This is a genomic window from Planomonospora algeriensis (genome assembly GCF_977012225.1).
On sequence record NZ_CDRNDK010000004.1, the window covers coordinates 1 to 21,474 of the forward strand.

Here is a 21,474-nt window from a genome sequence, read left to right on the forward strand (position 1 = left end):
TCCGCGGTCCCGTCCGTCGCCACCGCGGGACCGGCCGCACCGGCCGCGGCGGGCACCCCGAAGGCCCCCCGGCTGGGGCCCTCGCCGGTCATGGCGGTGCTGTTCCTGCTGCCGGGCGTGGTGCTGCTCGGCGCGATGGTGATCTACCCGATCGTCTACTCCGCCTTCCGCAGCCTCTACGACGCCGGCGGCGAGACCTTCGTCGGCGCCGAGAACTACGCGACGATCTTCCAGGACGCCTCGACCCTGACCACCATCAGGAACAACCTGATCTGGGTCGTGGTCGCCCCGCTCCTGGTCACCACCCTGGGACTGATCTTCGCGGTGCTGACCGAGCGGATCCGCTGGGCGACCGCGTTCAAGCTGATCGTGTTCATGCCGATGGCCGTCTCCCTGATGGCCTCCGGCGTCATCTTCCGCCTGGTCTACGAGCAGGACCCGGACCGCGGCGTGGCCAACGCCGTGCTCAGCTCGGTCCGCGGCGTCTTCGGCTCCGGCGAGAGCTACCCCGACGCCCGGCCGAGGGAGAACGACCAGTCCCCGGTCACCGCCGCCCAGGGCGCCGTGGTGACCAAGGGGTCCGCCAAGCCCGGCCAGGCCGTACTCCTGCCCCTGGTCGGCGTGAAGCCCGCCGACCTCGCCTCGGCCGCGACCGCCCGCCCGTCCGCGCCGGGCCCCGGCGAGCTGGCCGGGACCGTGTGGTTCGACTTCACCCAGGGCGGCGGCGGGCAGGCCAACCAGGTGGACGGCACCGAGAAGGGCCTGGCGGGCATGACCGTCGAGGCGGTCCGGGGCGGCCCCGGCGGCGAGGTCGCGGCCACGGCCGTCACCGAGGCCGACGGGACCTTCCGCCTCACCGGGCTCTCCCCGGGCGACTACACCGTGCGGCTCCCGCGGTCGAACTTCGAGGCCTCCTTCAACGGCCTGTCCTGGCTCGGCCCGGCGCTGATCACCCCGGCGATCATCGGCGCGTTCGTCTGGGTCTGGGCCGGGTTCGCCATGGTGCTGATCGCGGCGGGCCTGTCCGCCATCCCGCGGGACGCCCTGGAGGCCGCCCGCATCGACGGGGCGAGTGAGTGGCAGGTGTTCCGCAAGATCACCGTCCCGCTGCTCTCCCCGGTGCTGCTCGTCGTGTTCGTCACGATGATCATCAATACGCTGAAGGTCTTCGACCTGGTCTTCGTCATCGCACCCGGATCGGTGCAGCCGCAGGCCAACGTGATCGCGCTGGAGATGTGGCGGGTCTCGTTCGGCGGCGGCGGGAACCAGGGGCTGGGCAGCGCGCTGGCCATCTTCCTGCTGGTCCTCGTCCTGCCCTTCATGATCCTCAACATCCGGCGGTTCAGGAGGGACAACCAGTGACGACGACCTCCGCTCTCGGCGCACCGCCCCGCGGCGTCCTGGGCCGGATCGCCGACCGGGTCGGCGGCGGCCTGGTCCAGGCGGTGCTGGTGGTGATCGGCCTGTTCTGGCTGGTCCCCACCCTGGGCCTGTTCGTGGTCTCGATCCGGCAGGAGACCGCCAACAACTCCAGCGGCTGGTGGACCGCGTTCACCAAGCCGGCCGAGTTCACCCTGCGCAACTACGCCGACCTGCTGGCCACCGGCTTCACCTCGTCGTTCTGGAACACCGTGGCCATCACGGTGCCCACCACGGTCCTGGTGATCGGCATCGCGGCCATGGCGGCCTACGCGTTCGCCTGGATGCGGTTCCCGGCCGGGACGCGCTCTTCCTGGTGGTGGTCGGCCTGCTGGTCGTGCCGATCCAGATCGCGCTCATCCCGATCGCGAAGCTGTACGGCGCGCTCGGCATCTTCGGCTCCATCCCCGGCGTGGTGCTCTTCCACGTCGCCTTCGGACTCCCCTTCGCCATCTTCCTGCTCCGCAACTTCTTCGCGGGCATCCCCGGCTCGCTGCTGGAGGCGGCGCGGATGGACGGCGCGGGCGAGTGGAAGATCTTCTCGACCGTGGTGTTCCCGCTGGCCAAGCCGGCGGTCGCCTCGCTCGGCATCTTCCAGTTCCTCTGGGTCTGGAACGACCTGCTCGTCGCGCTGGTCTTCGCCAACACCGAGAACCAGCCGATGACCAAGGCCCTCCAGTCCCAGATGCGGCAGTTCGGGACCAACGTCGACATCCTGGCCCCCGGCGCCTTCCTCTCGCTGATCATCCCATTGATCCTGTTCTTCGCCTTCCAGCGGTACTTCGTCCAGGGAATGATGGCGGGTTCCGTGAAGTAGGGAAGGCGATCCGAGGGGGGCAGGCCCGGTACGGCCCGCGGCGGCGCACGCGGACCGCACCGGGCCTCACGGCCCCGCGCCGGAGGCGCCGCACGCCTCCGGCGCGATGTCGCCCGGATTGTCGGGAGATCCCGATAGGGTGCCGCCCATGGCCGCACGTCCTTTGAACGAACTCGTGGAAGCCGGGTGGGCCGAGGCCCTCGCACCCGTCGCAGACAAGATCGCCGAAATGGGCGACTTCCTCCGCAAGGAGGTCGCCGAAGGCAGGCAGTACCTCCCATCGGGGGACAACGTCCTGCGCGCCTTCAAACAGCCCTTCGACCAGGTCAAGGTGCTGATCGTCGGCCAGGACCCCTATCCGACGCCGGGCCACCCGATCGGCCTGAGTTTCTCGGTCGCGGCCGACGTGCGGCCCATCCCGGGCAGTCTGCGCAACATCTACAAGGAGCTCACCGAGGACCTCGGCCTCCCGATGCCGGGCAACGGCGACCTGACCCCGTGGGCCGAGCACGGCGTGCTCCTGCTCAACAGGGTGCTCACCGTCATGCCCGGCAAGCCCGCCTCGCACCGCGGCAAGGGCTGGGAGGAGGTCACCGAGCAGGCCATCAAGGCGCTGGTCGCGCGTGACCGGCCGATGGTGGCGATCCTGTGGGGCCGCGACGCCCGCTCGCTGGCGCCGATGCTCGGCGACGTGCCGCGCATCGAGTCGGCCCACCCGAGCCCGCTCTCGGCCCGCAGCGGCTTCTTCGGCTCCCGGCCGTTCAGCCGGGCCAACCAGCTGCTGGAGCAGCAGGGCGCCGACCCGGTGGACTGGAAGCTCCCTTAGCCTCCCCCGGGCTGATGGGGCTCCGGCAGGGCACTAGGATTCCTCATCATGAGTGATGAATCTGGCACCGAGCGCTACCTGCGTCTGACGGTCGAGCTGACGGTGGAGGTGCTCGACATCGGAGCCCTCCAGGCCGCCGCGCTGAAGGAGATCAACCACCCCGAGGCCGACCTCGACGACGACGAGCGCAAGGAGCAGGCGGAGATGGTCTCCGCCGACGACAGCGGCGCCACGGCGCTGCAGTGGCTGATCGAGCCCGACCACGTCCTGGGGCTGATCGAGCACGTCGAGCAGATCGAGCCCCGCGAGGCCGTGCTGAGCGTCGAGCCCTCCGACGGCCCGTCCGACGAGGAAGACGACGACCACGACCACGACGGTCACGGCCACGGCCACGGCCACTGAGGTCTGACGCAGAGAGCATGTGAGAGGGGCCGCACCCGTCCGGGTGCGGCCCCTTCTCCGTACGCCGCGGGATGCCGGTCGGACCCCGGTCAGCCCGCCAGCACGTCCTCCCGGCGGGCCTCCAGGGAGTCGCGCCGCCGGGCCAGCTCGCCGCAGCGGGCGGCCAGGCCGTCCACCGTGGCGCCCACCCACCGGGCCGTCTCGGCGACCGCCTCACCGGTGCGGGCGATCCGCTGGTGCTTGAACGCGTCGATGACGATGTTGTCGAAGAACATGTCGGCGAACCAGCGGGTGTCCACCTCGGGCAGCAGCGGGGCGACGTGCACGCCGACGTCGGCGAGCTCGCGGGCGAAGGCGTCCAGCGCCTGCTGGGCGTGCCAGGCGGCCTCGTCGGCGTTGCGCAGGTGGCCGTGCTCCACCATGTCCGCGAAGGTGCCGCCGCCCAGCATGTCCCAGACGGAGGCGCCCTGCGCGCCGCCGAGGCAGCGCAGGACCTGACCGACCGCCTCGGCTGCGGTGACGCCCGCCCGGTGGGCCTCCTCGTGCTCCCGCAGGTCGGCGGAGGTCTCGGCGAGATCCCGGGCGATCCGGGCGAGCTCACCGCCGCGCGGGTCACCCGACCCCAGCAGCAGGCGCTCCTTGCGCTCCAGCAGCGCGCCGTACTCCTGCGCGGCCGAGCCGGCCTCGGCCAGGCCGCTCTCCACCGCCGCCCGGTCGGCCTGCAGCCAGCCGAGCCGGTTCCGCTGCCCCTCGATGCGCTGCCGTACGGCCTGCGCCTCGGCCCGCTCCCGGGCGAGCCGCTCCTCCCGGGAGCCGGTGAGCCCGGACAGGAACGCGGTGAATCCGCCCTCCAGCCGGGAGACGTCGTCCTCCTCCTCGGCGAGCTGGATCTCCAGGTCGCCGAGGAGCGCCTCGACCTCCTGGATCTGCGTGGCCACGGCCCGGCGCTGCCCGGTCAGCCGTTCCAGCCGCCGCACCCGCTCGCGGGCGGCGCGCAGGTCATCGTCAAGGGTGTCGAAGGAGGTCACACCTGTAGCGACGTCCGAAAAGAGGAAATCGTTCCGTCCACGCGGCACGGAATCGGCGCGGGACCGGCACAGGACCGACGCCCGGCACAGGACCGACGCGGGACCGGCTCAGGACCTCTGCGGCACCCGGCGCACCCGGCGCGTTCGGCCGCGGAAACGGAAGCTCCGGGGCGTTCAGCGCTTGCGGCCGACCCCGCCCCAGCCGAGGATCTCCATGCGCTTCAGCATGCCGGGCTCGATGAAGGCGTCGTTGCCCAGGAGCTCGAAGTCGCCGAAGAAGCGCTTGATCTCCTCGACGGTCCGCGGGGCCACGCCCGAGTTCGCCCGGGAGTAGACGTCCTTCATCCTGTCGGTGTCCTCGGCCCGGCGCTCGGTCATCGACAGGTGGGTGATCACCAGGAAGCTGCCGGGCGCCATCATCTCCCGCAGTTTGGCGACCTCGGCGTAGGGGTCGTCGAGGAAGTGCAGGATGGCCACCAGGAGCACGGCCACCGGCTCGTCGGGCTTGATCAGGCCCGTCCCGACCGCCCGCTCCCAGATCTCCCCGGGGGCGCGCAGGTCGCCCTCGACCATGGCGACCGTGGGGGTGTTGGCGAGCAGCGCCCTGCCGTGCACGCAGACGACCGGGTCGTTGTCGACGTAGACGGTGCGCGCCTCGGGGGTGGTCGCGTGCGCCACCTCGTGCACGTTCTTGCGAGTGGGCAGGCCGGCGCCGATGTCGACGAACTGGCGGACGCCCTCCTCGGCCGCGAGGTGGCGGACCACGTTGCCGAGGAACTCGCGGTTCAGCCGGACGCCGTCGCGCGACTCGGGGAACGCCTTGAGGATCTGCTCGGCCGCCGCGCGGTCGACGGCGAAGTTGTCCTTGCCTCCGAGCATGAAGTCGTAGATCCGGGCGACGTTGGCCGTGCTCACGTCGATCCCGTAGGGGTTCCGATCGCTCATCGCAGCCGCCTCACCCTGCTGTCCCACTCGCCGCGGACCGGCATTTCCGTAGATCGTAGCCGAGTCTCCACCGGCACGGAGGCCACTACGGACATTGCTCTCTTTTCTGTCTTAGAGCACAAAAGCCTCAGTCATTCGTGTTTTCCTCTCCCATTCGGTCCCATCCTGGACCGGCATCCCGCCGGCGGCTCCGGCCCGAAGACACCTGTGGGGAACGGACCCGGTCCCCACCTGGCAAGCTGGGCCGGGACACCGCGAGGAGAGGGGGACGGGTGACCACCGAGGACGGGCCGGACTACGGGATCGGAGCCGTCGCGCGCCGGCTCGGCGTGCCCGCCCCCACGCTGCGCACCTGGAACCTGCGGTACGGCGTCGGCCCCAGCCGCCGCAGCCCCGGCGGCCACCGGCGCTACGACACCGCGGACCTGCGCCGCCTGGAGGAGATGAACCGGCTGATCCGGTCCGGGGTGCCGGCCGCCGACGCCGCCCGGCACGTCCTGGAGGCCCGGCCCGTCCCCGCGATCCCCGGGAACGCGACCGGCTCCGGGGAGGCCCCGGCGGAGACCGCCGGACCCGCCACCGGCCGCACCCCGGAGAACGCCGCCCGCCCCGCCCCGGAAACCGACGCGGAAACCGCGTTCCCGGCGGTCCCGGCGGAGGACGGGCCGCAGGTCCCGACTCCGGCGATGCTGGCCCGGGCCGCCGTCGCCCTGGACGGCGAGGCCGTGTCCGACTGGATCGGCGCGGCCCTGGCCCGGCACGGCGTCCTGTGGACCTGGGAGCGGCTGGTGCTGCCGGTCTTCGCGGCGATCTCCAGGCGCCAACTGGAGACCGGGGCCGCCATCGAGGTCGAGCACCTGTTCTCCGACCGGCTGGCCGCCGCACTGGCCCCGCTGACCAGGCGGCCCGGGACGCCGGTCAACGAGCGGCCGGTGCTGCTCGCCTGCGCCGAGGAGGAGCAGCACAGCCTGCCGCTGCAGGCCCTGGCCGCCGTGCTGTCCCTGGACCACGGGATCGAGACGCGCGTGCTGGGCGCGCGCACGCCGTACCCGGCACTGGCGGACGCGATGCGCCGCCTGGGCCCGGCGGTGGTGTTCGTCTGGTCCCACCAGGCCACGACCGGCGACCCCGCGCCGCTGACCGCGCTCCCCTCGCTCCGCCCTCCGGTCCGCGTGCTGGCGGGCGGACCGGGGTGGCGGGCCTCAACGCCCGCCTCGCCGCCGGCGACGAGACCGCGCTGGAGGAGTGCCTGCGGGCGCACACCGCCCTCATCCGCTCCCACCTGCGCAAGTACGTGCCGCCACAGGAGGTGGAGGACGTGCAGCAGGTGGTCTTCGCGGAGGTGTGGCGCTCCCGGCACCGCTTCGATCCGCTCCGGAGCCTGCCCGCCTGGCTGCTCGGCATCGCGCACAAGCGGGCGGTGGACCACCTGCGGGTACGCAGGCTGCACACCGTCCCGCTGGAGAACGCGGCCGAACCGGCCGGTCCCGCCGAGGCGGCCGACGGCGACGGCCTGGCCGACCGGGACGAGATGCGCCGCGCCCTGGCCGAGCTGCCCGCACCACAGCGCGAGGCGATCGAGCTGGCCTACTACGGCGAGCTGACCCAGCGCGAGATCTCCGAACGGCTGGGCGTCCCGCTGGGCACCGTCAAAGCCCGCACCGCCCGGGGCCTGCGCAGGCTCTCGGACATCCTCACCCCGATCGCGGCATGAACCCCGACCTCAGCGGCAGGAACCAGATATGGACATAAATCCAGTAACCACCATGAATCACCATGCTGAGGGCGAGGTCCGGCCGCGCGTCGCGGTCTCCAGCTGCCTGATCGGCGAGATGGTGCGCTTCAACGGCGGCCACAGCCGCGACAGGTTCCTCAGCGGCGAACTGGACCCCTACGTCGACTGGGTGCCGATCTGCCCGGAGATCGCGATCGGCCTGGGGGCTCCGCGCGAGACCCTCCGCCTGGAGCGCTCCCCCGACGGGCCGCACCTGGTGACCAGGAAGACCGGACGCGACCTCACCGAGAAGATGGCGGACCTGGCCGCCGAGCGGGCGCGCACCCTCGACGTGGACGGCTACGTCTTCAAGTCGAAGAGTCCCAGTTGCGGGATCCACGGCATCCCGGTCTACGCGGGCACCGCCGCCGTGGACCGCAGGAGCCGCGGCGTGTTCGCCGGCCGGATCCTCGACGCCCATCCGCTGCTGCCGGTGGAGGACGAGGGACGACTGCACGACCCGCTGATCCGTGAGACCTTCGTCGAGCGGATCTTCGCGAACGCCCGGCTCCGGGCCCTGCTGGAGAGCGACTGGCGCCCGCGCGACCTGGTCGCCTTCCACTCCCGCCACAAGATGCAGATCCTCTCCCACGACCCCGACGTCTACCGCGAGACCGGCCGGATCGCGGCCCGCGCGGCGCGCTCGGCCGGGCGGAGCTGGCCGCGCGGTACACCGAGGCCTTCCGTACGGCCTTCCTCAGGAAGGCCAGCGTCGGCCGCCACGTCAACGTGCTCCAGCACTGCGCCGGCATGATGAGCGACCTGCTGGACCCGGTCCGGCGGACCGACCTGGCCGAGGTCATCGCCTCCTACCAGGCCGGCCTGGTGGCGCTCAGCGTGCCGCTGACCCTGATCCGCCACAACGCGCGCGGCGCGGCCGCCTCCTACGTCAGGGACCAGACGTACTTCTCGCCGTTCCCCGAACGGCTCCGCCTGCGGAACCACGTTCCCGCGTGAGCCCGCGGTCCGGCCACCACATCCACCGGCCCACGTCCAGGGTCAGCGCGGTGAGCAGGACCGAGCGGACCACGAAGGTGTCGAGCAGGACGCCGAACGCGACGACGAAGCCCAGCTCGGCCAGGACGATCAGCGGCAGCACGCCCAGCACGGCGAAGGTGGCCGCGAGCACCACGCCCGCCGAGGTGATCACCCCTCCGGTGGCGGACAGGCCGGCGAGAGCGGCCTGCCGGGTGCCGCGCACCGCCGCCTCCTCCCGGATCCGGGTGATCAGGAAGATGTTGTAGTCGACGCCGACCGCCACCAGGAAGACGAAGGCCAGCAGCGGCACCCCGGTGTCCACCGCGGCGAAGCCGAACAGCTCCGTGAAGACCAGGCCGCTCACCCCGAGCGCCGCCGCGAAGGACAGCACCACGGTGGCCATCAGCAGCAGCGGCGCGACCAGCGCGCGCAGCAGGATCACCAGGATCACCAGGACGACGCCCAGGATCAGCGGGACGACCACCCGCAGGTCCCGCTCGGAGGAGAGCTTCCCGTCCAGGTTGACCGCCGCCGTGCCGCCGATCCGCGCGCCGGGGATCTCCCGGAGCCGCTCGACCGTCTCGTAGGCGGCGGGGCTGTCCGGCGCGTCCTTCAACGTGCCGCGCAGCAGGACCTCCCCATCCGGCCGCCCGCCTCCCGCGCCCCGTTCGCCGATCCGCTCCACGCCCGGGTCCGCGGCCACCGCCGATGCGATCCGGTCGGCCTCACCGGAGAGGGCGAGCACCAGCAGCGATCCCTCCTGGCCGGTGCCGAAGTACCGGTCCATGACCTCCGCGCCGCGCACCGACTCGGGCGCCGTGCGGTAGGCGTCGGCCTCGGCCAGCGGGCCGACCGCCGTGAGCGGCAGCGTCAGCGCCATCGCACCCAGGACCGCGGCGGTGCCGATCCAGACGACGCGGGGGCGGCGGGCGATCACCCGGCCGACCCGGTCCCAGAGGCCGGACCCGCCCTCCGCCGCACCGCCGTACACGGGGACCTTCGGCCAGAACACGCCGCGGGGGAAGACCACGAGCAGCGCGGGCAGCAGGGTGAGCATGGCGGCGAGCGCGCAGACCACGCCGACCGCGCAGACCGGGCCGAGCCCGCGGGTGGCGTTCTGGTCGGCCACCAGCAGGCAGCAGAGCCCGGCCGCCACGGTCGCGGCGCTGGCCGCGATGGCCGGAGTGGCCCGGCGCAGCGCGAGGGCCATCGCCTCGTGGCGGTCCTCGTGTACGGCGAGCTCCTCGCGGTAGCGGGCGACCAGCAGCAGCGCGTAGTCGGTGGCGATGCCGAACACCAGCACCAGCAGGATGCCGCCGCTCTGCCCGCTCACGGTCAGGTCGGCGTACTCGGCCAGCAGGTAGTTGCCCGCCCGGGAGCAGGCGAGCGCCACGCCCGCCGAGAAGAACGGGATCAGCCAGAGCAGCGGGCTGCGGTAGGTGACGAGCAGCACCAGGACGACCACGGCCGAGGTCGCCGCCAGCAGCGTCGCGTCGATCGACCCGAAGACCTCGATCGCGTCGGCGCTCTGCCCGGCCGGCCCGGTGACGTACGCCCGGTCGCCGGTGATCCCGCGGATCCGGTCGACCGCCGCGGTGAGCACGTCGTAGTCGCTCCCGTCGAGCGGCACCACCACCTGCACGGCCCCGCCGCCGGGCGCCGGGACCGGCGGCGAGACCTGCCCGGCGACCCCTTCCACCTCGGCGAACCGCTCCGCGTCGGCGGCGGCCTCGGCCACCGGCCGGCCCTCGTAGACCACGATCGCCGGGACCCGGTCACCGGCCGCGGAGGCACGCTGCGCGTTCTGCACCACGGTGGACTCGGCCTCGGCGGGCAGGAACGACGCCGGGTCGTTGCGCTGCACCTCCTCCAACCGGCCGCCGAGCACGCCCGCCCCGGCCGCGACGAGCAGCCAGATCACCAGGACCACCCATTTGCCCCTGCGCCCGCACACCGCCGCGCTCAAGCCCCGCACCGCGCCCGCCCTCCGTAGGAACCGCCACCGTCGTGGGGATCGCCACCGTTCACACGGGCTTCTTCGCCGCCGCGGCCGTCCGCGGTTGCAGCCCCGGAAACGGACCGTCCCGGACGGCCCTCCCCTGTGAGGGATCGGTCACACCACCGGCACCGCCGGACGCCGGAGGGGCACCGTCTCTCAGAAGCGGAGCGGACCTCTGCATGTCCACCGTCTGGTTATGGCCGTGCTCCCCCTCATCATGGACCGCTCGTCGCCGACCGCTTCAATAAGGGCTCATCTGATCCAGCACCTTGGCAGCGAGCGCCAGGAACTGCTCGGCCTTCACCAGGTCCTGCACGACATCGTCGGGAGTGATCTGCGGAGTGTCAGGGCGAGGGTATTCGGCGCTGTTGCGACGGCGACGCATCCGATCGAAGGAGCGGAGCGCCTGGCCCAGGGGCGGATCCAACTGGGCGGTGACCGCGTCGAGTACCGCGAGGCGCCCGCCCCGGCTGGTGGCACGGAGTCCCTGGTTCTCCAGGATCGACGCGAGTGCTTTCCTGGAGGCGTCGTAGAGAAGCTGGTAGGCGCCGGTGGGATCCGTCTCGAACCCGCTGCGAGCGAATTCGATATGCCGCTCGGCCTGCGCCAGCAGGGTGTCGGCGTGTTCTCGGCTCGGCGGCACCCGTTCCAGCTGACCCGAGGCCAGCATCTCGTCGATCCGGCCACGCCCTTGCATCCACCTCATGAGGTGCTCCGTTTCCGAATCAGGGGGTAGAGGGGCCTGCTGCGCAGAGACGTCACGAACGGATCTTCCGGACCTGCGGCCCACGACGCAGGTGAGATCCGGCTGATGTTCACCTCACGACCGAGGGATCGTTCCGCCGCCCGCGCCGCGTCGTACAGCTCGTCCTCGTCCGCGGCTCCCACCACGAGGACATCGACGTCGCGAGGGAGCGGCCCCGCCTGGTTCGCGTACCGGGCGGCCCAGGAACCGTAGACATAGGCCTCGTCGATGCCGGAGATCGGCTGGAGGAGAGGTGGCAGGACGGCTGCCGGTCCGAAGGTCACCGCCAGCAGATCAGTGAGCGGCTTCGCAACGATCGTGTCCGTGTCGGCCCTGATGAGCCGGAGGTTTCCGTGTCGTCTTTCCGAGGTCAGTCCTGCGGCGGCGAACCGGTTCGCCTCGCGGCTCACCGTCGCCTGGGATGCACCTGTTCGCTGGGCGAGCTCGGTCGTCGAATATTCCTGCTCCGGATGGAGGTAGAGCCAGGCCAGCAGTTCACCGACGGCACCGGACCGGAACAGCGGAAGCAGGAGAGGAGGGTGCTCTCTCATAGATGAATAGTACTATGCATCTATGGCATAGACATCACTCTGAGTCGTCGCTTCAATCCGTTCCGTGCGGGATGTTGGCTTGCGTGGCCGGGACAATCCCATCGGGGACGGCTCGGAACGGTGCCGTCAGCTCTCGTCGAGGGCGACGAGGACGGCCGCCGCGGTCATCTCCAGCCAGGAGATCGTGTCCGTGGCCTCCGCGGCCTGTGACTCTTACTCAGGAGTTCCTCCTGGTCACCGACGGGGCAGGCATGGTGCACCGGGGGGAACTCACCGATCAGCAGTGGCAGCAGATCAGCTCGCTGCTGCCGGATGGCGGCAGGCAGGGCGGCCAGTGGCGCGACCACCGGCAGGTGATCAACGGGATTCTGTGGCAGGCCCGCACCGGGGCGCCCTGGCGGGACGTCCCTGACCGTTACGGCCCCTGGAAGACCCTGCACGAGCGGCTGCGCCGGTGGAGCGCCGACGGCACCTGGGAGCGAATCTTCGAGCACGTCAAGGTAAGCGTCCAGGCCGAGGAGGCGGGTCTGGACGAAGCGGTGTACAAGGCCTACAGCGCCCGCGCCACCCGCCGCTACCTGCGGCGACGTCGGATCGCTGCCACGATCGGAGGAAAAGAAGGATCAGCTGACCCGCCGCAGGAAACGAGGGGCGCGGGGCGGCCGGCCGTACGCTTTCGATCCGGAGATCTACAAGCGGCGCAACGTGGTGGAACGCGCGATCGCGCGGCTCAAGCGGTACCGCGCGCCGGCCTCTCGCCATGCCGAACGCGCGGTCATCTACCGCAGCCAGATCCTGCTGGTCGCCACCGTGGACTGGCTCTCATGATTCACGGGACAGGCTTAGTCCGTGCGCATCGTGGTGAGCAGGAGGCGCAGCAGCGCGCCTCGATCGGCGAAGCCCTTGGCGGGGGTGGCGTGCCCGGTGATGACCAGGTCTGCCAGTCCGTGCGTGACGGACAGCAGCACGGCTGACAGGTCCGTCGGCGAGGGTGAGCTGGGCAGCGCGCCGGCGGCCTGGGCGTCGCGTACCGCGGCTGCCAGAAGTTGGTACGTCGTCTGTGCCTCTGCGACGAGGTCGGGGTGTCGACCGCGGGTGAGGTCGGTCCCGAAGATCAGTCGATAGTGCTCCGGTCGGGTCGCGGCGGTTTCCACGTATGCCTCCAGCATGCCTGCCAATCGGTCCAGCGGGTCGTCGGCGGTGGCTCGCTCGGTGGCGGTGAGCATCGACTGTCGCAGTTGTCGCATGGCCTCGGCGGCGACGGCGGCGAGCAACTCGTCCTTGTCGCTGAAGTGCCGGTACGGCGCCCCTCGGCTGACGCCCGCGGCAGCGCCGAGCGCGCGCAGCGTCACCGCCTCCAAGCCGTCGCTTTCCAGGATCTTGCTTGCCGTCCGCAGCAAGCTCTCACGGGTCCGCGTGGCGCGGGTGACCTGGCCGTCCGGCATACGCCCCCTCCTCAAAGTTGACATTGTCAACAACATCCGATTATTTTGTTGACGATGTCAACGTAGCAGGGAGATGACCATGTCACCGAAGGCCGTACCCGTCACCGTCCGGGCGGTCAGCCCCGCCGACCCGCAGACCAGCTTCCGGATCGGATCCACGGTCGACCTGACCCGGATCTTTACTGGCTTCGGTCCGCTGCCGGCGGTCGTCAGCGTGGCCGACCAGTCCGGGACCTGGGACCACGTCGGCGTTGCCCGTAACCCGGTGCTGTCCGACGGCACCAGCGCCTACGAGCAGATCACCGCGTACGATCAGCCCACCGGCTTCGCCTACGAGGTCAGCGGATTCACCAACGTGCTGAACCGCTTCGTGGTCGGCGCCCGCGGATCGTGGGTCTTCACACCCGCTCCCGGTGGCGGCACCGCGATCGAGTGGACGTATGCCTTCCGGCCTCGCCCGTTCCGCGGACTCGCGGTCCGCTTCTTCCTGGCTCCGCTGTGGCGGCCGTACATGCGCCGCGCACTCGCCGCCACAGTCCGCGAGATCGTCACCGCGCGCGAACCGGAGCGGCGATCCAGCCACGCGTGAACGGTCGGGCAACGAACCGTCTGATGATTCACAGGACAGGCTTTAGATCTCCTGGTGCACCCAGTGGTCGAGCGCCGCCACGGCCTGCACCCAGGCGGCCCGGTAGATGTCGCCGATGTCGAAGGCGCCGACCTTGAGCTGCTCCAGCCGGCGCCCGCCGTTCACCAGGTCTGGGGCGTATTCGAGGTTGCGGTGGAACTCCTGGAAGGCTTCGGTGGGAGGCGTGCGGGGTTCCCCGGCTCGGGGACTCGGGACGGGCACGCCGAGCCGAGAATACGCCGCCTATTGATCTTCGCTCAACGGACTTCCGGAATCCCGCTGAGATGCCCGGTTCTGCAGGGCCTCGGCGATGGCGGCGAACTCGCTCAGCGCCGCCTCCAGGTCCTCGCCCGGACCCCCAGCCAGGTGACCGAGGAGGAGGCCGGGGCCATCGGCGCCCGCTACGGCCTGCTCTGAGACCCGGTCCATTCTGCGATCCGGCGGAGTTCCCCGTCCCCGGGTTCCGCGGACCGCACCGGCCCCCGCCCCATCCGGGAAGCGGCACCGCATTCCCAGAAGATCCACACAAAGATCAAAAAATCCTCGTACATCATCTAGCATCGCCAGCAGAGCGATCAATCGGGGTCCGAGGAGAGCGTCATGGAAGACGAGCAGGCACCGGCCGGGATCGATCCGTCGATCCCCAGCGTGGCCCGGATGTACGACTACTACCTGGGCGGCAAGGACAACTTCGCCTCCGACCGCGAGGCCGCAGAGAAGATCATCCAGTTGATCCCGGAGTCACGGGCCAACGCCCGGTCCAACCGCGCTTTCCTCTCCCGCGCCGTAACCGAGCTCGCCCGGCGGGGCGTGCGCCAGTTCCTGGACATCGGCTCCGGCCTGCCCACCCAGGAGAACGTCCACCAGGTCGCCCACCGCGTCATCCCCGACGCGAAGGTCGTCTACGTCGACAACGACCCCATCGTCCTGGCCCACGGCCGGGCCCTACTGGAGGACAACCCCCACACCGTCGTCGTCCAGGCCGACATGCGCGAGCCCAAGGCCCTGCTCGACCACCCTGAGATCCGGGCGAGGATCGACTTCGACCAGCCGGTGGCCGTGATCCTGCTGTCCATGCTCCACTTCATCCCCGACGACGCCGACGCCGTGGCCATCGTCACGGCGGTCCGCGAGGTCATGGTGCCCGGCAGTCATCTGGTGATCTCTCACGTCCACGCCGGAGACCGTCCGGTGGCGGCCCACGACGAGGCGAAGGCGGTCTACCGCACCACCACCGCCGGATCGGTCACCACGCGGACCCCGGCCCACCTCGCCGCCTACACCGAGGGCCTGGAGGTGCTCGACCCCGGAATCGTCCCGGTCCAGGCCTGGCGTCCGGAGTTCGAGGAGGACACCGCGTACGACCTCGGCAAGCCCGGCATCCTCGGCGTGGTCGCCAGGGTGCCGTAAGCGGGGATGCACATGCTTCTCATGTGGTTCCCTGACTCGTCAGCCGCCGTCGCCGCCCCCCGGCTTGAGACAGGAGTCCTGCCGGGAGGATCGGGTCAGAGGTCAAACTCGCCGGCCCTGACGCCGCCGACGAAGGCCCGCCATTCGGCGGGGGTGAACAGCAGCTTGGGGCCGTCGGGGTCCTTGCTGTCGCGGACGGCGACCACACCGGGCAGGTTGTCGGCGACCTCGACGCACTGGCCGCCGTTGTCCGAGGAACGTGACGACTTCCGCCATACAGCGGCGCTCAGGTCCATTCCCGCTTCACATCCTCGATCATTTTGAGGGATATGCGCTCAGGATAGGCCCACAACCGGATCGCCTCATAGCGCTTCCAGATCGAGGCGACAAGGTCGCAGTCGGTGGCGATCTGCCCCTGAGCCGGTGAGTCCGCATGGACGACATCCGGTTGTCCGTTCGGCAGCTCAGCGATCATGAAGGCTCCCGCCAGCCCTGCCACGCACTCCGAATCGACCACCTGAATGGAGACATCAGGCCGTCGCGCGGCCTCCAGCAGATGGTCGAGCTGCTCCCGCATCAGATCCGGACCACCGATCCTGCGGCGCAGTACGCCTTCGTCGATGAGGACCAGAAGCATGGGAGGGTCGTCCCGGTCGAGAATTCGCTGCCGCTGCATGCGGGCTTCAACACGCTCCTCAACCCCTTCGGACGTGATCTGGGGTCCCCGGCTGAACAGATGACGCGCATAGGCCTCCGTCTGCAGCAGGCCCGGGACCAGCAGCGGGTCCCAGGAGCGGAGGACGAGGGCGGTGGGCTCGATCTCCTCGGCCCAGCTGCGGAACCAGACCGGGCCGCCGGGGTGGGAGACGATGCGCCGGTAGAGCCCGGTGAAGGAGACGCCGTCGGCCTCGCCGAAGAGCCGGTCCAGCTTCTCCGCGTCCGACCGCGACGGGGTCCGGGTGGCCATCTCCAGGCGGCTCACCTGCGTCTGCGTGCACCCGAGGCGGGCGGCCACGGCGGCCTGCGAGAGCTGCGCGGTCTCGCGCAGGCGGCGCAGCTCCGCGCCGAACCGCACGCGCGGCGACCCCGGGTCCAGAGGCGGCGCGACGCTCATCGCATTCCTCCCGAAATAGAGAAAAACGGTCTTTTCGATTAATCGGCTACACCGGCTCCACGCCTCGCCACGCCGACGGCCGTCATTATCGGGCGTCGCCTGGATTGCCGACCCCATTACCGATCAATCGACGGAAAGGCAGTCTAGGCGGAGGACTTCTCCGCCGGACAGCGCGGAAAAGGAAGCAGTCCATCACCTCCGGCCGGATCGCGGAGGGCGGGGTGCGGAATGCGGAGCACGGGATGTGCAGTGCGGATCAGGCCGCGCGCCGACCCTGCGGTTCCCTCCTCCTCTCCGCCGTGGGCGTCGGGCACGTATGGAAGGGCGGGACCATGACGGCGGGCGAGCGGTACGAGAGGTTCACGCATCTGGTGCGGCTGGGCTGGGACCTGCACGGTCTCGGCGTGTGCGCCTCACTGGTCCTCCCTGCCGGCGGGGAACCGGTCCTAGAGGTCCGCACGGCGGCCGGCGGCCCGGTCCGCATCACCGTCATCCGGCGCTACTGCGGCTGGGTGTTCACCTGGCGGCCGTGGTGGGCGCGACTGTGGCGGCGGGACAAATGGGTGGTGGCCGAGGCCGACAACGCCGCCGACATCATCATGGCCGAGGTGAACGCATGAGAATGCGCGACCCGACCCGCCGTTGCGACCCCGGAAAGGAATTCCCGGACACCACCCGGAGCACCTGGCAGCGGAAATTCCCGGGAAACGCGGCATCCGTCTCCCACGCCCGCGAATGGGCCCGGAACTCGTTGTCCGGGCGCCTGTCCGCCCCGGTCCTGGACGACCTCCGGCTCCCGCTGAGCGAACTGGTCACCAACGCGGTCGTGCACTCCGACTCCGGCCGTACGGCGGGCGGCCGGGTGACCGTGCGCCTGGCCCTGTCCCCCGGAGCCGTCCGCGTCGAGGTGACCGACGACGGCTCGGCCACGGGCGTGCCCGCCGTACGGGTGCCAGAACCCGACGACGACGGCGGGCGGGTCGGTCTGGTTCCGTCTGTCGGACCCGACTCTGATTTCAGGATTGACTTAATCAAGTAGACCCTGAAGCGGCGGCCGGACCACAGGACAGGAGGCACGGGTGAGTGAGACGACGGTGGCCGAGGTGATGGCCGAGGTGATGGCCGAGCTGGCGACGATGGAGGACCCGAAGGCGCGCGAGGTGAACGAGAGGCACGGCGACGATCACGGGGTGAACCTCGGCAGGCTGCGCGCGCTCGCGAAACGGCTGAAGACGCAGCAGGAACTCGCGCGCCGGCTCTGGGAGACGGATGACAGCGCGGCGCGACTGCTGGCGATCCTGATCTGCCGTCCGAAGGCGTTCGGGCGCGACGAGCTGGACGTCATGGTGCGCCAGGCGCGCACCCCCAAGGTGCACGACTGGCTCGTGAACTATGTGGTGAAGAAGAGCCCGCACGCCGAAGAGCTGCGCCTGGCCTGGTCCGCCGATCCGGATCCGGTGGTCGCGAGTGCCGGCTGGGCGCTGACCACCGAACGCGTGGCCAAGAAGCCCGAAGGGCTCGACCTCGCGGGACTGCTCGACGTCATCGAGGCGGAGATGAAGGACGCCCCGGACCGCCTGCAGTGGGCGATGAACCACTGCCTGGCGCAGATCGGCATCGAGCACGCCGAGCACCGCGCCCGCGCTATCGGCATCGGTGAGCGCCTGGAGGTGCTCAAGGACTATCCGACCCCGCCGAACTGCACGTCTCCGTTCGCGCCCGTCTGGATCACGGAGATGGTGCGCCGGCAGTATGACGGGTAGGAGGCTCCCTCCTACCCGGCTCCCCCGCGCGAGCGGACTGACCGCCGTTGTCTCCGGGAAGCGGCGGCTTCCGCCGCACGGCGGGGATCGAGGCCGTCGGGTTGACTCTCCCCGGGGGAAGGGGCGACGGTGAGCGGGTCAGAGTGTGATTGGGGTTGACGATGGTTCAGCTGGTGCTGATCGGCACGTTCTCGGCCATGACCAGGCTGTCGGTCAAGGCGCTGCGCCGCTACGACGAGCTGGATCTGCTGCGGCCGGCGAAGGTCGACGCCTCCAACGGCTATCGCTACTACGCGCTCAGCCAGGCGGGCAGAGCGGAGACGATCCGCAGGCTGCGGGCGCTCGACATGCCGATCGAGGAGATCAGGCGGGTGCTGGCGGCCTCCCCGACGGAGGTCTCCGACCTGCTGACCGCGCACCGGCGGCGGCTGCGGGCGGAGCGCGACCGCCACGATCACATGCTGGCCATCGTCACCCGGTTGATCGACGGCGAGGAGAGCCTCATGGACTACACGATCACTGTCGAGACCCTGCCCGCGCAGACCGTGGCCTCGGTGCGCCGCCGTACCGATCTGGCCGGTGTCGGCGCGGCGGTCGCCGAGGGCTTCGGCACCGTCATCGGGGTCCTCACGCAGGCCGGCCGGCAACCGGCCGGCGCCCCCTTCCTGGTGTTCCATGACGTCATCGACGCGGACAACGACGGCGAGATCGACGTCTGCATACCGATCGCGTCACCCGTCGCCGCGCCCTCCTCCGTGCAGGTCGGCCGGACGGACGAGGTCACCGCCGCGGTCACCGTCCACCAGGGCCGCTACGACGAGGTCGCTCGCGCCTATCACGCCCTGACCTCCTGGATCGCCCGGCACGGCCACGAGATCGCCGGTCCGCCGCGGGAGACCTACCTCAACGATCCGGCCGTGACCGCCGAGGCGGACCTGCTCACTCAGGTGGCCTGGCCGATCCGGCGGCCGACGGAGTGATCATGAGTTGATCGACCGCACTCCGCCCGGCCGCCCCCGCTCCGGCCGGGCGGGGACCGGAGAGGCCCCGCACCGGCGTGAGCACTCGGCGGCAAGACGCGGCCGGCATTCAGAGACCGATGTCCCGATGGATGTCAGTCCTCACCGAACATCGCCGACAGCCCGCCCGGCATCTGCAGCAGGATCACGGCGCGGCTGAGATCCCGGTTGAGGTGGGCTGGAGCATCGTCCCGCCTGATCTCCAGGTGGCGCACGCTGATTCCGACGCCTCGCCGGGAGACGCCCGTCTCCGTCAGCGCTGTCAGTCCGCTGCCGGGTAGGCGTACCTCGTGATCCAGAGCCCGGGGATCACCTCGACGTTCTCGGCGCCGCCGAACCCGAGCCGCTCGTAGAGCGTGCGGGCGGGCACGTTCGCCCTGCCGGTGGACACCGTGATCCGGCGTCCACCCGCCCGGTTCATCAGCTCTCCCGTCAGCGCCCTTCCGATCCCGCGCCGGTGCGCTCCCGGATCCACGACGAGCCGGTCGATGTCCACCTCGTCCTCCGTCTCCGACCACGCCACGGCCCCGACCAGCCGGTCACCGTCGAAGGCGCCCAGCCAGGTCAGCGGCTCGGCACGCAGATCCTCCAGGGTCTCGTGGAGCGCGGGGATGCGGTCATCTCCGATGATCTCCGCCTCGACGGCGTAGGCCGCGTGCTGGACGGCCAGCACCTCCTTCGCCAGGGTCTCATCGTCGAGTGTCATGTCCGCGATGCGCATCCCATGATTGTCGCAGCCAGGCAGCCGGGCAGCCGGGCGGGCGTCCAGGCAGGCATCGCCGGATCCGCCGGCGGTCCTCCACCCGGCCGCCGGCCCGCCGGGCGGAGACCGCCGCCTGAGCGGCGGGACTCTCCACCCGGCGAGGGCGGCGGAACCGTCAGGCGGTCGCCTTGAGGACCGCCAGGGAGCGGGCGGGCAGGGTGAGGTCGTCGCCGTCGAGGTGGGTGCCGGGGTCGGAGGCCAGGACGATCTCGGCGGGCCGGACCCGGAGCGCGACCGGGGACCGGCCGAGGTTGGCGGCCACCCGGAACGCGCCCCGGTGCACCACCAGCCAGGAGCCCTCGTGCTCCACCCGGACCCGGTCCAGCCGCGGGTCGGACAGGTCGGGATGGGTACGGCGGAGCGCGATGAGCGCCCGGTACCAGTCGAGGTGGGCGCGGTGCGCGTCCTGCTCCAGTTCGCTCCAGTCGAGCTTGGAGCGCAGGAACGTCAGCTCCTCGCCGGGGTCGGGGGCCTTGTCCGCCCAGTCGTCGTAGCCGAAGCCGACGAACTCCCGGCGCCGCCGGTCGGCCTCGCCCTCGCGCAGCTGCGGCTCGACGTGGTCGGTGAAGAACAGGAACGGCGTGCGCGTCCCCCACTCCTCCCCCATGAACAGCATCGGGGTGAAGGGCGAGGTCAGCAGGAGCCCGGCGGCCAGCCGGAGCGCCTCGGGGTCGACCCGGTCGCCCTCGGCCCGGTTGCCGATCTGGTCGTGGTTCTGCGCGCAGACGACGAACCGGTGGCCGGGCACGTGCCGGGCCGGGCGGCCGTGGCGGCGGCCCCGGAACGACGAGTAGGTCCCGTCGTGGTAGTAGGCCGAGGTCAGCACCTTGGCCAGGGCGTCGGCCGGGGAGCCGGACGGCCCTCCGGCGAAGTCGTCGTAGTAGCCGTGCCGCTCGCCGGTGACCGCCGTGTGCAGGGCGTGGTGCACGTCGTCGTTCCAGGCGGCGGCCAGGCCGTACCCGCCGGCCTCGCGCGGGGTCATCAGCCGGGGGTCGTTGAGGTCGGACTCGGCGATGAGCGTCAGCGGGCGGCCGAGCGCGGCCGACAGGGCGTCGACCTCGGTGGCCAGCTCCTCCAGGAAGTGCACGGCCCGCTTGTCGTGCAGCGCGTGCACGGCGTCCAGCCGCAGGCCGTCGACGTGGTAGTCGCGCAGCCACTGCAGCGCGTTGCCGATGAAGTAGCGCCGCACCTCGTCGGAGCCGGGGCCGTCCAGATTGACCGCCTGGCCCCAGAAGGAGGAGGCGGAGGAGTGGAAGTACGGGCCGAAGGGGGCCAGGAAGTTGCCGGACGGGCCGAGATGGTTGTAGACGACGTCGAGGATCACGCCGAGTCCCTGGCGATGGCAGGCGTCCACGAACCGCTTGAACCCGTCGGGACCCCCGTAGTTGTCGGTGACGGCCCACAGGTCCACCCCGTCGTAGCCCCAGTTGCGCCCGCCCGGGACCGGCGGCACCGGCATCACCTCGACGAAGTCGACGCCCAGCGCCACCAGGTGCTCCAGCTTGCCGATCGCCGCCTCGAACGTGCCCTCCGGAGTGAAGGTCCCGATGTGCAGCTCGTAGACGATCGAGCCGGGCAGGGCCCGTCCCGTCCACAGGTCGTCGCTCCAGGCGAACCGGTCGTGGTCGTAGACCCGGCTCGGCCCGAAGATGCCCTCGGGCTGCCACCGGGTCCGGGGGTCGGGCAGCGGGTCGCCGCCGTCCAGCCGGAACCGGTAGTCGGTGCCGTGGCCGGCCCCCGGCACCTCCGCCGACCACCAGCCGCCGTTCCCGCGCCGCATCGCGTGCCGGGTCCCGTCGACCTCCACCTCGACGCGCCCGACTCCGGCGCCCACACCTCGAACATGCG

23 protein-coding genes and 4 pseudogenes are annotated in these 21,474 nt (G+C 71.1%); 15 read left to right on the forward strand and 12 right to left on the reverse strand.

Translation table 11 applies throughout. The features are described 5' to 3' along the window. The 4 genes and pseudogenes from ACWJ6R_RS00885 to ACWJ6R_RS00900 all read left to right on the forward strand — a co-directional run. Positions 1–1,362, forward strand: a 1,362-nt coding sequence (locus ACWJ6R_RS00885) for an ABC transporter permease subunit (RefSeq protein ID WP_449060359.1), incomplete at its 5' end; no start/stop codon positions are given. Further along, positions 1,359–2,236, forward strand: a pseudogene (locus tag ACWJ6R_RS00890) (carbohydrate ABC transporter permease). The gene ACWJ6R_RS00885 and the pseudogene ACWJ6R_RS00890, both read left to right, overlap by 4 nt. 148 nt (positions 2,237–2,384) lie before the next feature. Beyond that, positions 2,385–3,062, forward strand: coding sequence for a uracil-DNA glycosylase (locus tag ACWJ6R_RS00895; RefSeq protein WP_449060360.1), 678 nt, complete (start codon positions 2,385–2,387; stop codon positions 3,060–3,062). Positions 3,063–3,110: 48 nt separating this feature from the next. Next, a complete protein-coding gene (locus ACWJ6R_RS00900; protein WP_449060361.1) occupies positions 3,111–3,464 on the forward strand; it encodes a hypothetical protein in 354 nt (117 codons plus the stop codon). Positions 3,465–3,553: 89 nt separating this feature from the next. Here ACWJ6R_RS00900 and ACWJ6R_RS00905 read toward each other — a convergent pair whose 3' ends face one another. Together ACWJ6R_RS00905 and ACWJ6R_RS00910 are read right to left on the reverse strand one after the other, a co-directional pair. Continuing rightward, positions 3,554–4,492 carry a hypothetical protein gene (locus ACWJ6R_RS00905; RefSeq protein WP_449060362.1) on the reverse strand — a complete coding sequence of 313 codons (939 nt, stop codon included), beginning with the start codon at positions 4,490–4,492 and terminating at the stop codon, positions 3,554–3,556. Positions 4,493–4,666: 174 nt separating this feature from the next. After that, complete coding sequence (locus ACWJ6R_RS00910; RefSeq protein ID WP_449060363.1) at positions 4,667–5,437, reverse strand: SAM-dependent methyltransferase; 771 nt, start codon at positions 5,435–5,437, stop codon at positions 4,667–4,669. A gap of 329 nt (positions 5,438–5,766) precedes the next feature. Here ACWJ6R_RS00910 and ACWJ6R_RS00915 point away from each other — a divergent pair. Further along, positions 5,767–5,868: pseudogene (locus ACWJ6R_RS00915) on the forward strand (MerR family transcriptional regulator); the annotation flags it as partial. Here the strand turns inward: ACWJ6R_RS00915 and ACWJ6R_RS00920 are convergent. Continuing rightward, entirely contained in the window at positions 5,847–6,554 is a 708-nt protein-coding gene (locus ACWJ6R_RS00920) for a hypothetical protein (RefSeq protein ID WP_449060364.1), read from the reverse strand. The pseudogene ACWJ6R_RS00915 and the gene ACWJ6R_RS00920 overlap by 22 nt on opposite strands. Positions 6,555–6,629: 75 nt before the next feature. Here ACWJ6R_RS00920 and ACWJ6R_RS00925 point away from each other — a divergent pair, with 75 nt between their 5' ends. Further along, positions 6,630–7,151, forward strand: a complete 522-nt coding sequence (locus ACWJ6R_RS00925) for an RNA polymerase sigma factor (RefSeq protein ID WP_449060365.1) — start codon at positions 6,630–6,632, stop codon at positions 7,149–7,151. Between the two features lie 52 nt (positions 7,152–7,203). Further along, positions 7,204–8,168 (forward strand): annotated as a pseudogene (locus tag ACWJ6R_RS00930) (YbgA family protein). Here the strand turns inward: ACWJ6R_RS00930 and ACWJ6R_RS00935 are convergent. The 3 genes from ACWJ6R_RS00935 to ACWJ6R_RS00945 all read right to left on the reverse strand — a co-directional run bounded on the left by ACWJ6R_RS00935 (position 8,101) and on the right by ACWJ6R_RS00945 (position 11,484). Next, positions 8,101–10,155 (reverse strand): MMPL family transporter, encoded by a 2,055-nt coding sequence (locus tag ACWJ6R_RS00935; protein WP_449060366.1) that lies wholly within the window; start codon positions 10,153–10,155, stop codon positions 8,101–8,103. The pseudogene ACWJ6R_RS00930 and the gene ACWJ6R_RS00935 sit on opposite strands and share 68 nt — an antisense overlap. Positions 10,156–10,429: 274 nt before the next feature. Next, the gene (locus ACWJ6R_RS00940; protein ID WP_449060367.1) at positions 10,430–10,894 is read right to left on the reverse strand and encodes a hypothetical protein; all 465 of its coding nucleotides are present in this window, start codon (positions 10,892–10,894) and stop codon (positions 10,430–10,432) included. Then, positions 10,891–11,484 (reverse strand): hypothetical protein, encoded by a 594-nt coding sequence (locus tag ACWJ6R_RS00945; RefSeq protein ID WP_449060368.1) that lies wholly within the window; start codon positions 11,482–11,484, stop codon positions 10,891–10,893. Before ACWJ6R_RS00945 ends, ACWJ6R_RS00940 begins: the two co-directional genes overlap by 4 nt. A 251-nt stretch (positions 11,485–11,735) precedes the next feature. Here ACWJ6R_RS00945 and ACWJ6R_RS00950 point away from each other — a divergent pair. Continuing rightward, positions 11,736–12,312 (forward strand): annotated as a pseudogene (locus ACWJ6R_RS00950) (transposase). A 14-nt stretch (positions 12,313–12,326) separates the two neighbouring features. On the opposite strand, the gene ACWJ6R_RS00955 reads toward ACWJ6R_RS00950, so the two are convergent. Next, the gene (locus ACWJ6R_RS00955; protein ID WP_449060369.1) at positions 12,327–12,929 is read right to left on the reverse strand and encodes a TetR/AcrR family transcriptional regulator; all 603 of its coding nucleotides are present in this window, start codon (positions 12,927–12,929) and stop codon (positions 12,327–12,329) included. A gap of 73 nt (positions 12,930–13,002) precedes the next feature. Here ACWJ6R_RS00955 and ACWJ6R_RS00960 point away from each other — a divergent pair, with 73 nt between their 5' ends. Next, the gene (locus ACWJ6R_RS00960; protein WP_449060370.1) at positions 13,003–13,518 is read left to right on the forward strand and encodes an SRPBCC family protein; all 516 of its coding nucleotides are present in this window, start codon (positions 13,003–13,005) and stop codon (positions 13,516–13,518) included. Positions 13,519–13,560: 42 nt separating this feature from the next. On the opposite strand, the gene ACWJ6R_RS00965 is transcribed toward ACWJ6R_RS00960, so the two are convergent. Then, positions 13,561–13,779 carry a hypothetical protein gene (locus ACWJ6R_RS00965; RefSeq protein WP_449060371.1) on the reverse strand — a complete coding sequence of 73 codons (219 nt, stop codon included), beginning with the start codon at positions 13,777–13,779 and terminating at the stop codon, positions 13,561–13,563. 24 nt (positions 13,780–13,803) lie between these two features. Here ACWJ6R_RS00965 and ACWJ6R_RS00970 point away from each other — a divergent pair, with 24 nt between their 5' ends. Beyond that, a complete protein-coding gene (locus ACWJ6R_RS00970; RefSeq protein WP_449060372.1) occupies positions 13,804–13,974 on the forward strand; it encodes a hypothetical protein in 171 nt (56 codons plus the stop codon). Positions 13,975–14,157: 183 nt separating this feature from the next. Beyond that, entirely contained in the window at positions 14,158–14,967 is an 810-nt protein-coding gene (locus ACWJ6R_RS00975; protein WP_449060373.1) for an SAM-dependent methyltransferase, read from the forward strand. Between the two features lie 95 nt (positions 14,968–15,062). On the opposite strand, the gene ACWJ6R_RS00980 is transcribed toward ACWJ6R_RS00975, so the two are convergent. Beyond that, complete coding sequence (locus tag ACWJ6R_RS00980) at positions 15,063–15,263, reverse strand: DUF397 domain-containing protein (protein WP_449060374.1); 201 nt, start codon at positions 15,261–15,263, stop codon at positions 15,063–15,065. Next, a complete protein-coding gene (locus tag ACWJ6R_RS00985; RefSeq protein WP_449060375.1) occupies positions 15,254–16,198 on the reverse strand; it encodes a helix-turn-helix domain-containing protein in 945 nt (314 codons plus the stop codon). The genes ACWJ6R_RS00980 and ACWJ6R_RS00985 overlap by 10 nt, the downstream gene beginning before the upstream one ends. A 182-nt stretch (positions 16,199–16,380) precedes the next feature. On the opposite strand from ACWJ6R_RS00985, the gene ACWJ6R_RS00990 reads away from it, so the two are divergent. The 4 genes from ACWJ6R_RS00990 to ACWJ6R_RS01005 all read left to right on the forward strand — a co-directional run bounded on the left by ACWJ6R_RS00990 (position 16,381) and on the right by ACWJ6R_RS01005 (position 18,824). Next, positions 16,381–16,701, forward strand: coding sequence for a hypothetical protein (locus ACWJ6R_RS00990; protein ID WP_449060376.1), 321 nt, complete (start codon positions 16,381–16,383; stop codon positions 16,699–16,701). Beyond that, positions 16,698–17,120, forward strand: a complete 423-nt coding sequence (locus ACWJ6R_RS00995; protein WP_449060377.1) for an ATP-binding protein — start codon at positions 16,698–16,700, stop codon at positions 17,118–17,120. Before ACWJ6R_RS00990 ends, ACWJ6R_RS00995 begins: the two co-directional genes overlap by 4 nt. Before the next feature lie 79 nt (positions 17,121–17,199). Continuing rightward, positions 17,200–17,844, forward strand: a complete 645-nt coding sequence (locus ACWJ6R_RS01000; RefSeq protein WP_449060397.1) for a DNA alkylation repair protein — start codon at positions 17,200–17,202, stop codon at positions 17,842–17,844. A 161-nt stretch (positions 17,845–18,005) separates the two neighbouring features. Further along, entirely contained in the window at positions 18,006–18,824 is an 819-nt protein-coding gene (locus tag ACWJ6R_RS01005) for a MerR family transcriptional regulator (RefSeq protein ID WP_449060398.1), read from the forward strand. Between the two features lie 301 nt (positions 18,825–19,125). On the opposite strand, the gene ACWJ6R_RS01010 is transcribed toward ACWJ6R_RS01005, so the two are convergent. Together ACWJ6R_RS01010 and treZ are read right to left on the reverse strand one after the other, a co-directional pair. Next, a complete protein-coding gene (locus ACWJ6R_RS01010; protein WP_449060378.1) occupies positions 19,126–19,584 on the reverse strand; it encodes a GNAT family N-acetyltransferase in 459 nt (152 codons plus the stop codon). A gap of 157 nt (positions 19,585–19,741) precedes the next feature. Continuing rightward, positions 19,742–21,460 (reverse strand): malto-oligosyltrehalose trehalohydrolase, encoded by a 1,719-nt coding sequence (gene treZ, locus ACWJ6R_RS01015; protein ID WP_449060379.1) that lies wholly within the window; start codon positions 21,458–21,460, stop codon positions 19,742–19,744. Positions 21,461–21,474: the final 14 nt, after the last annotated feature.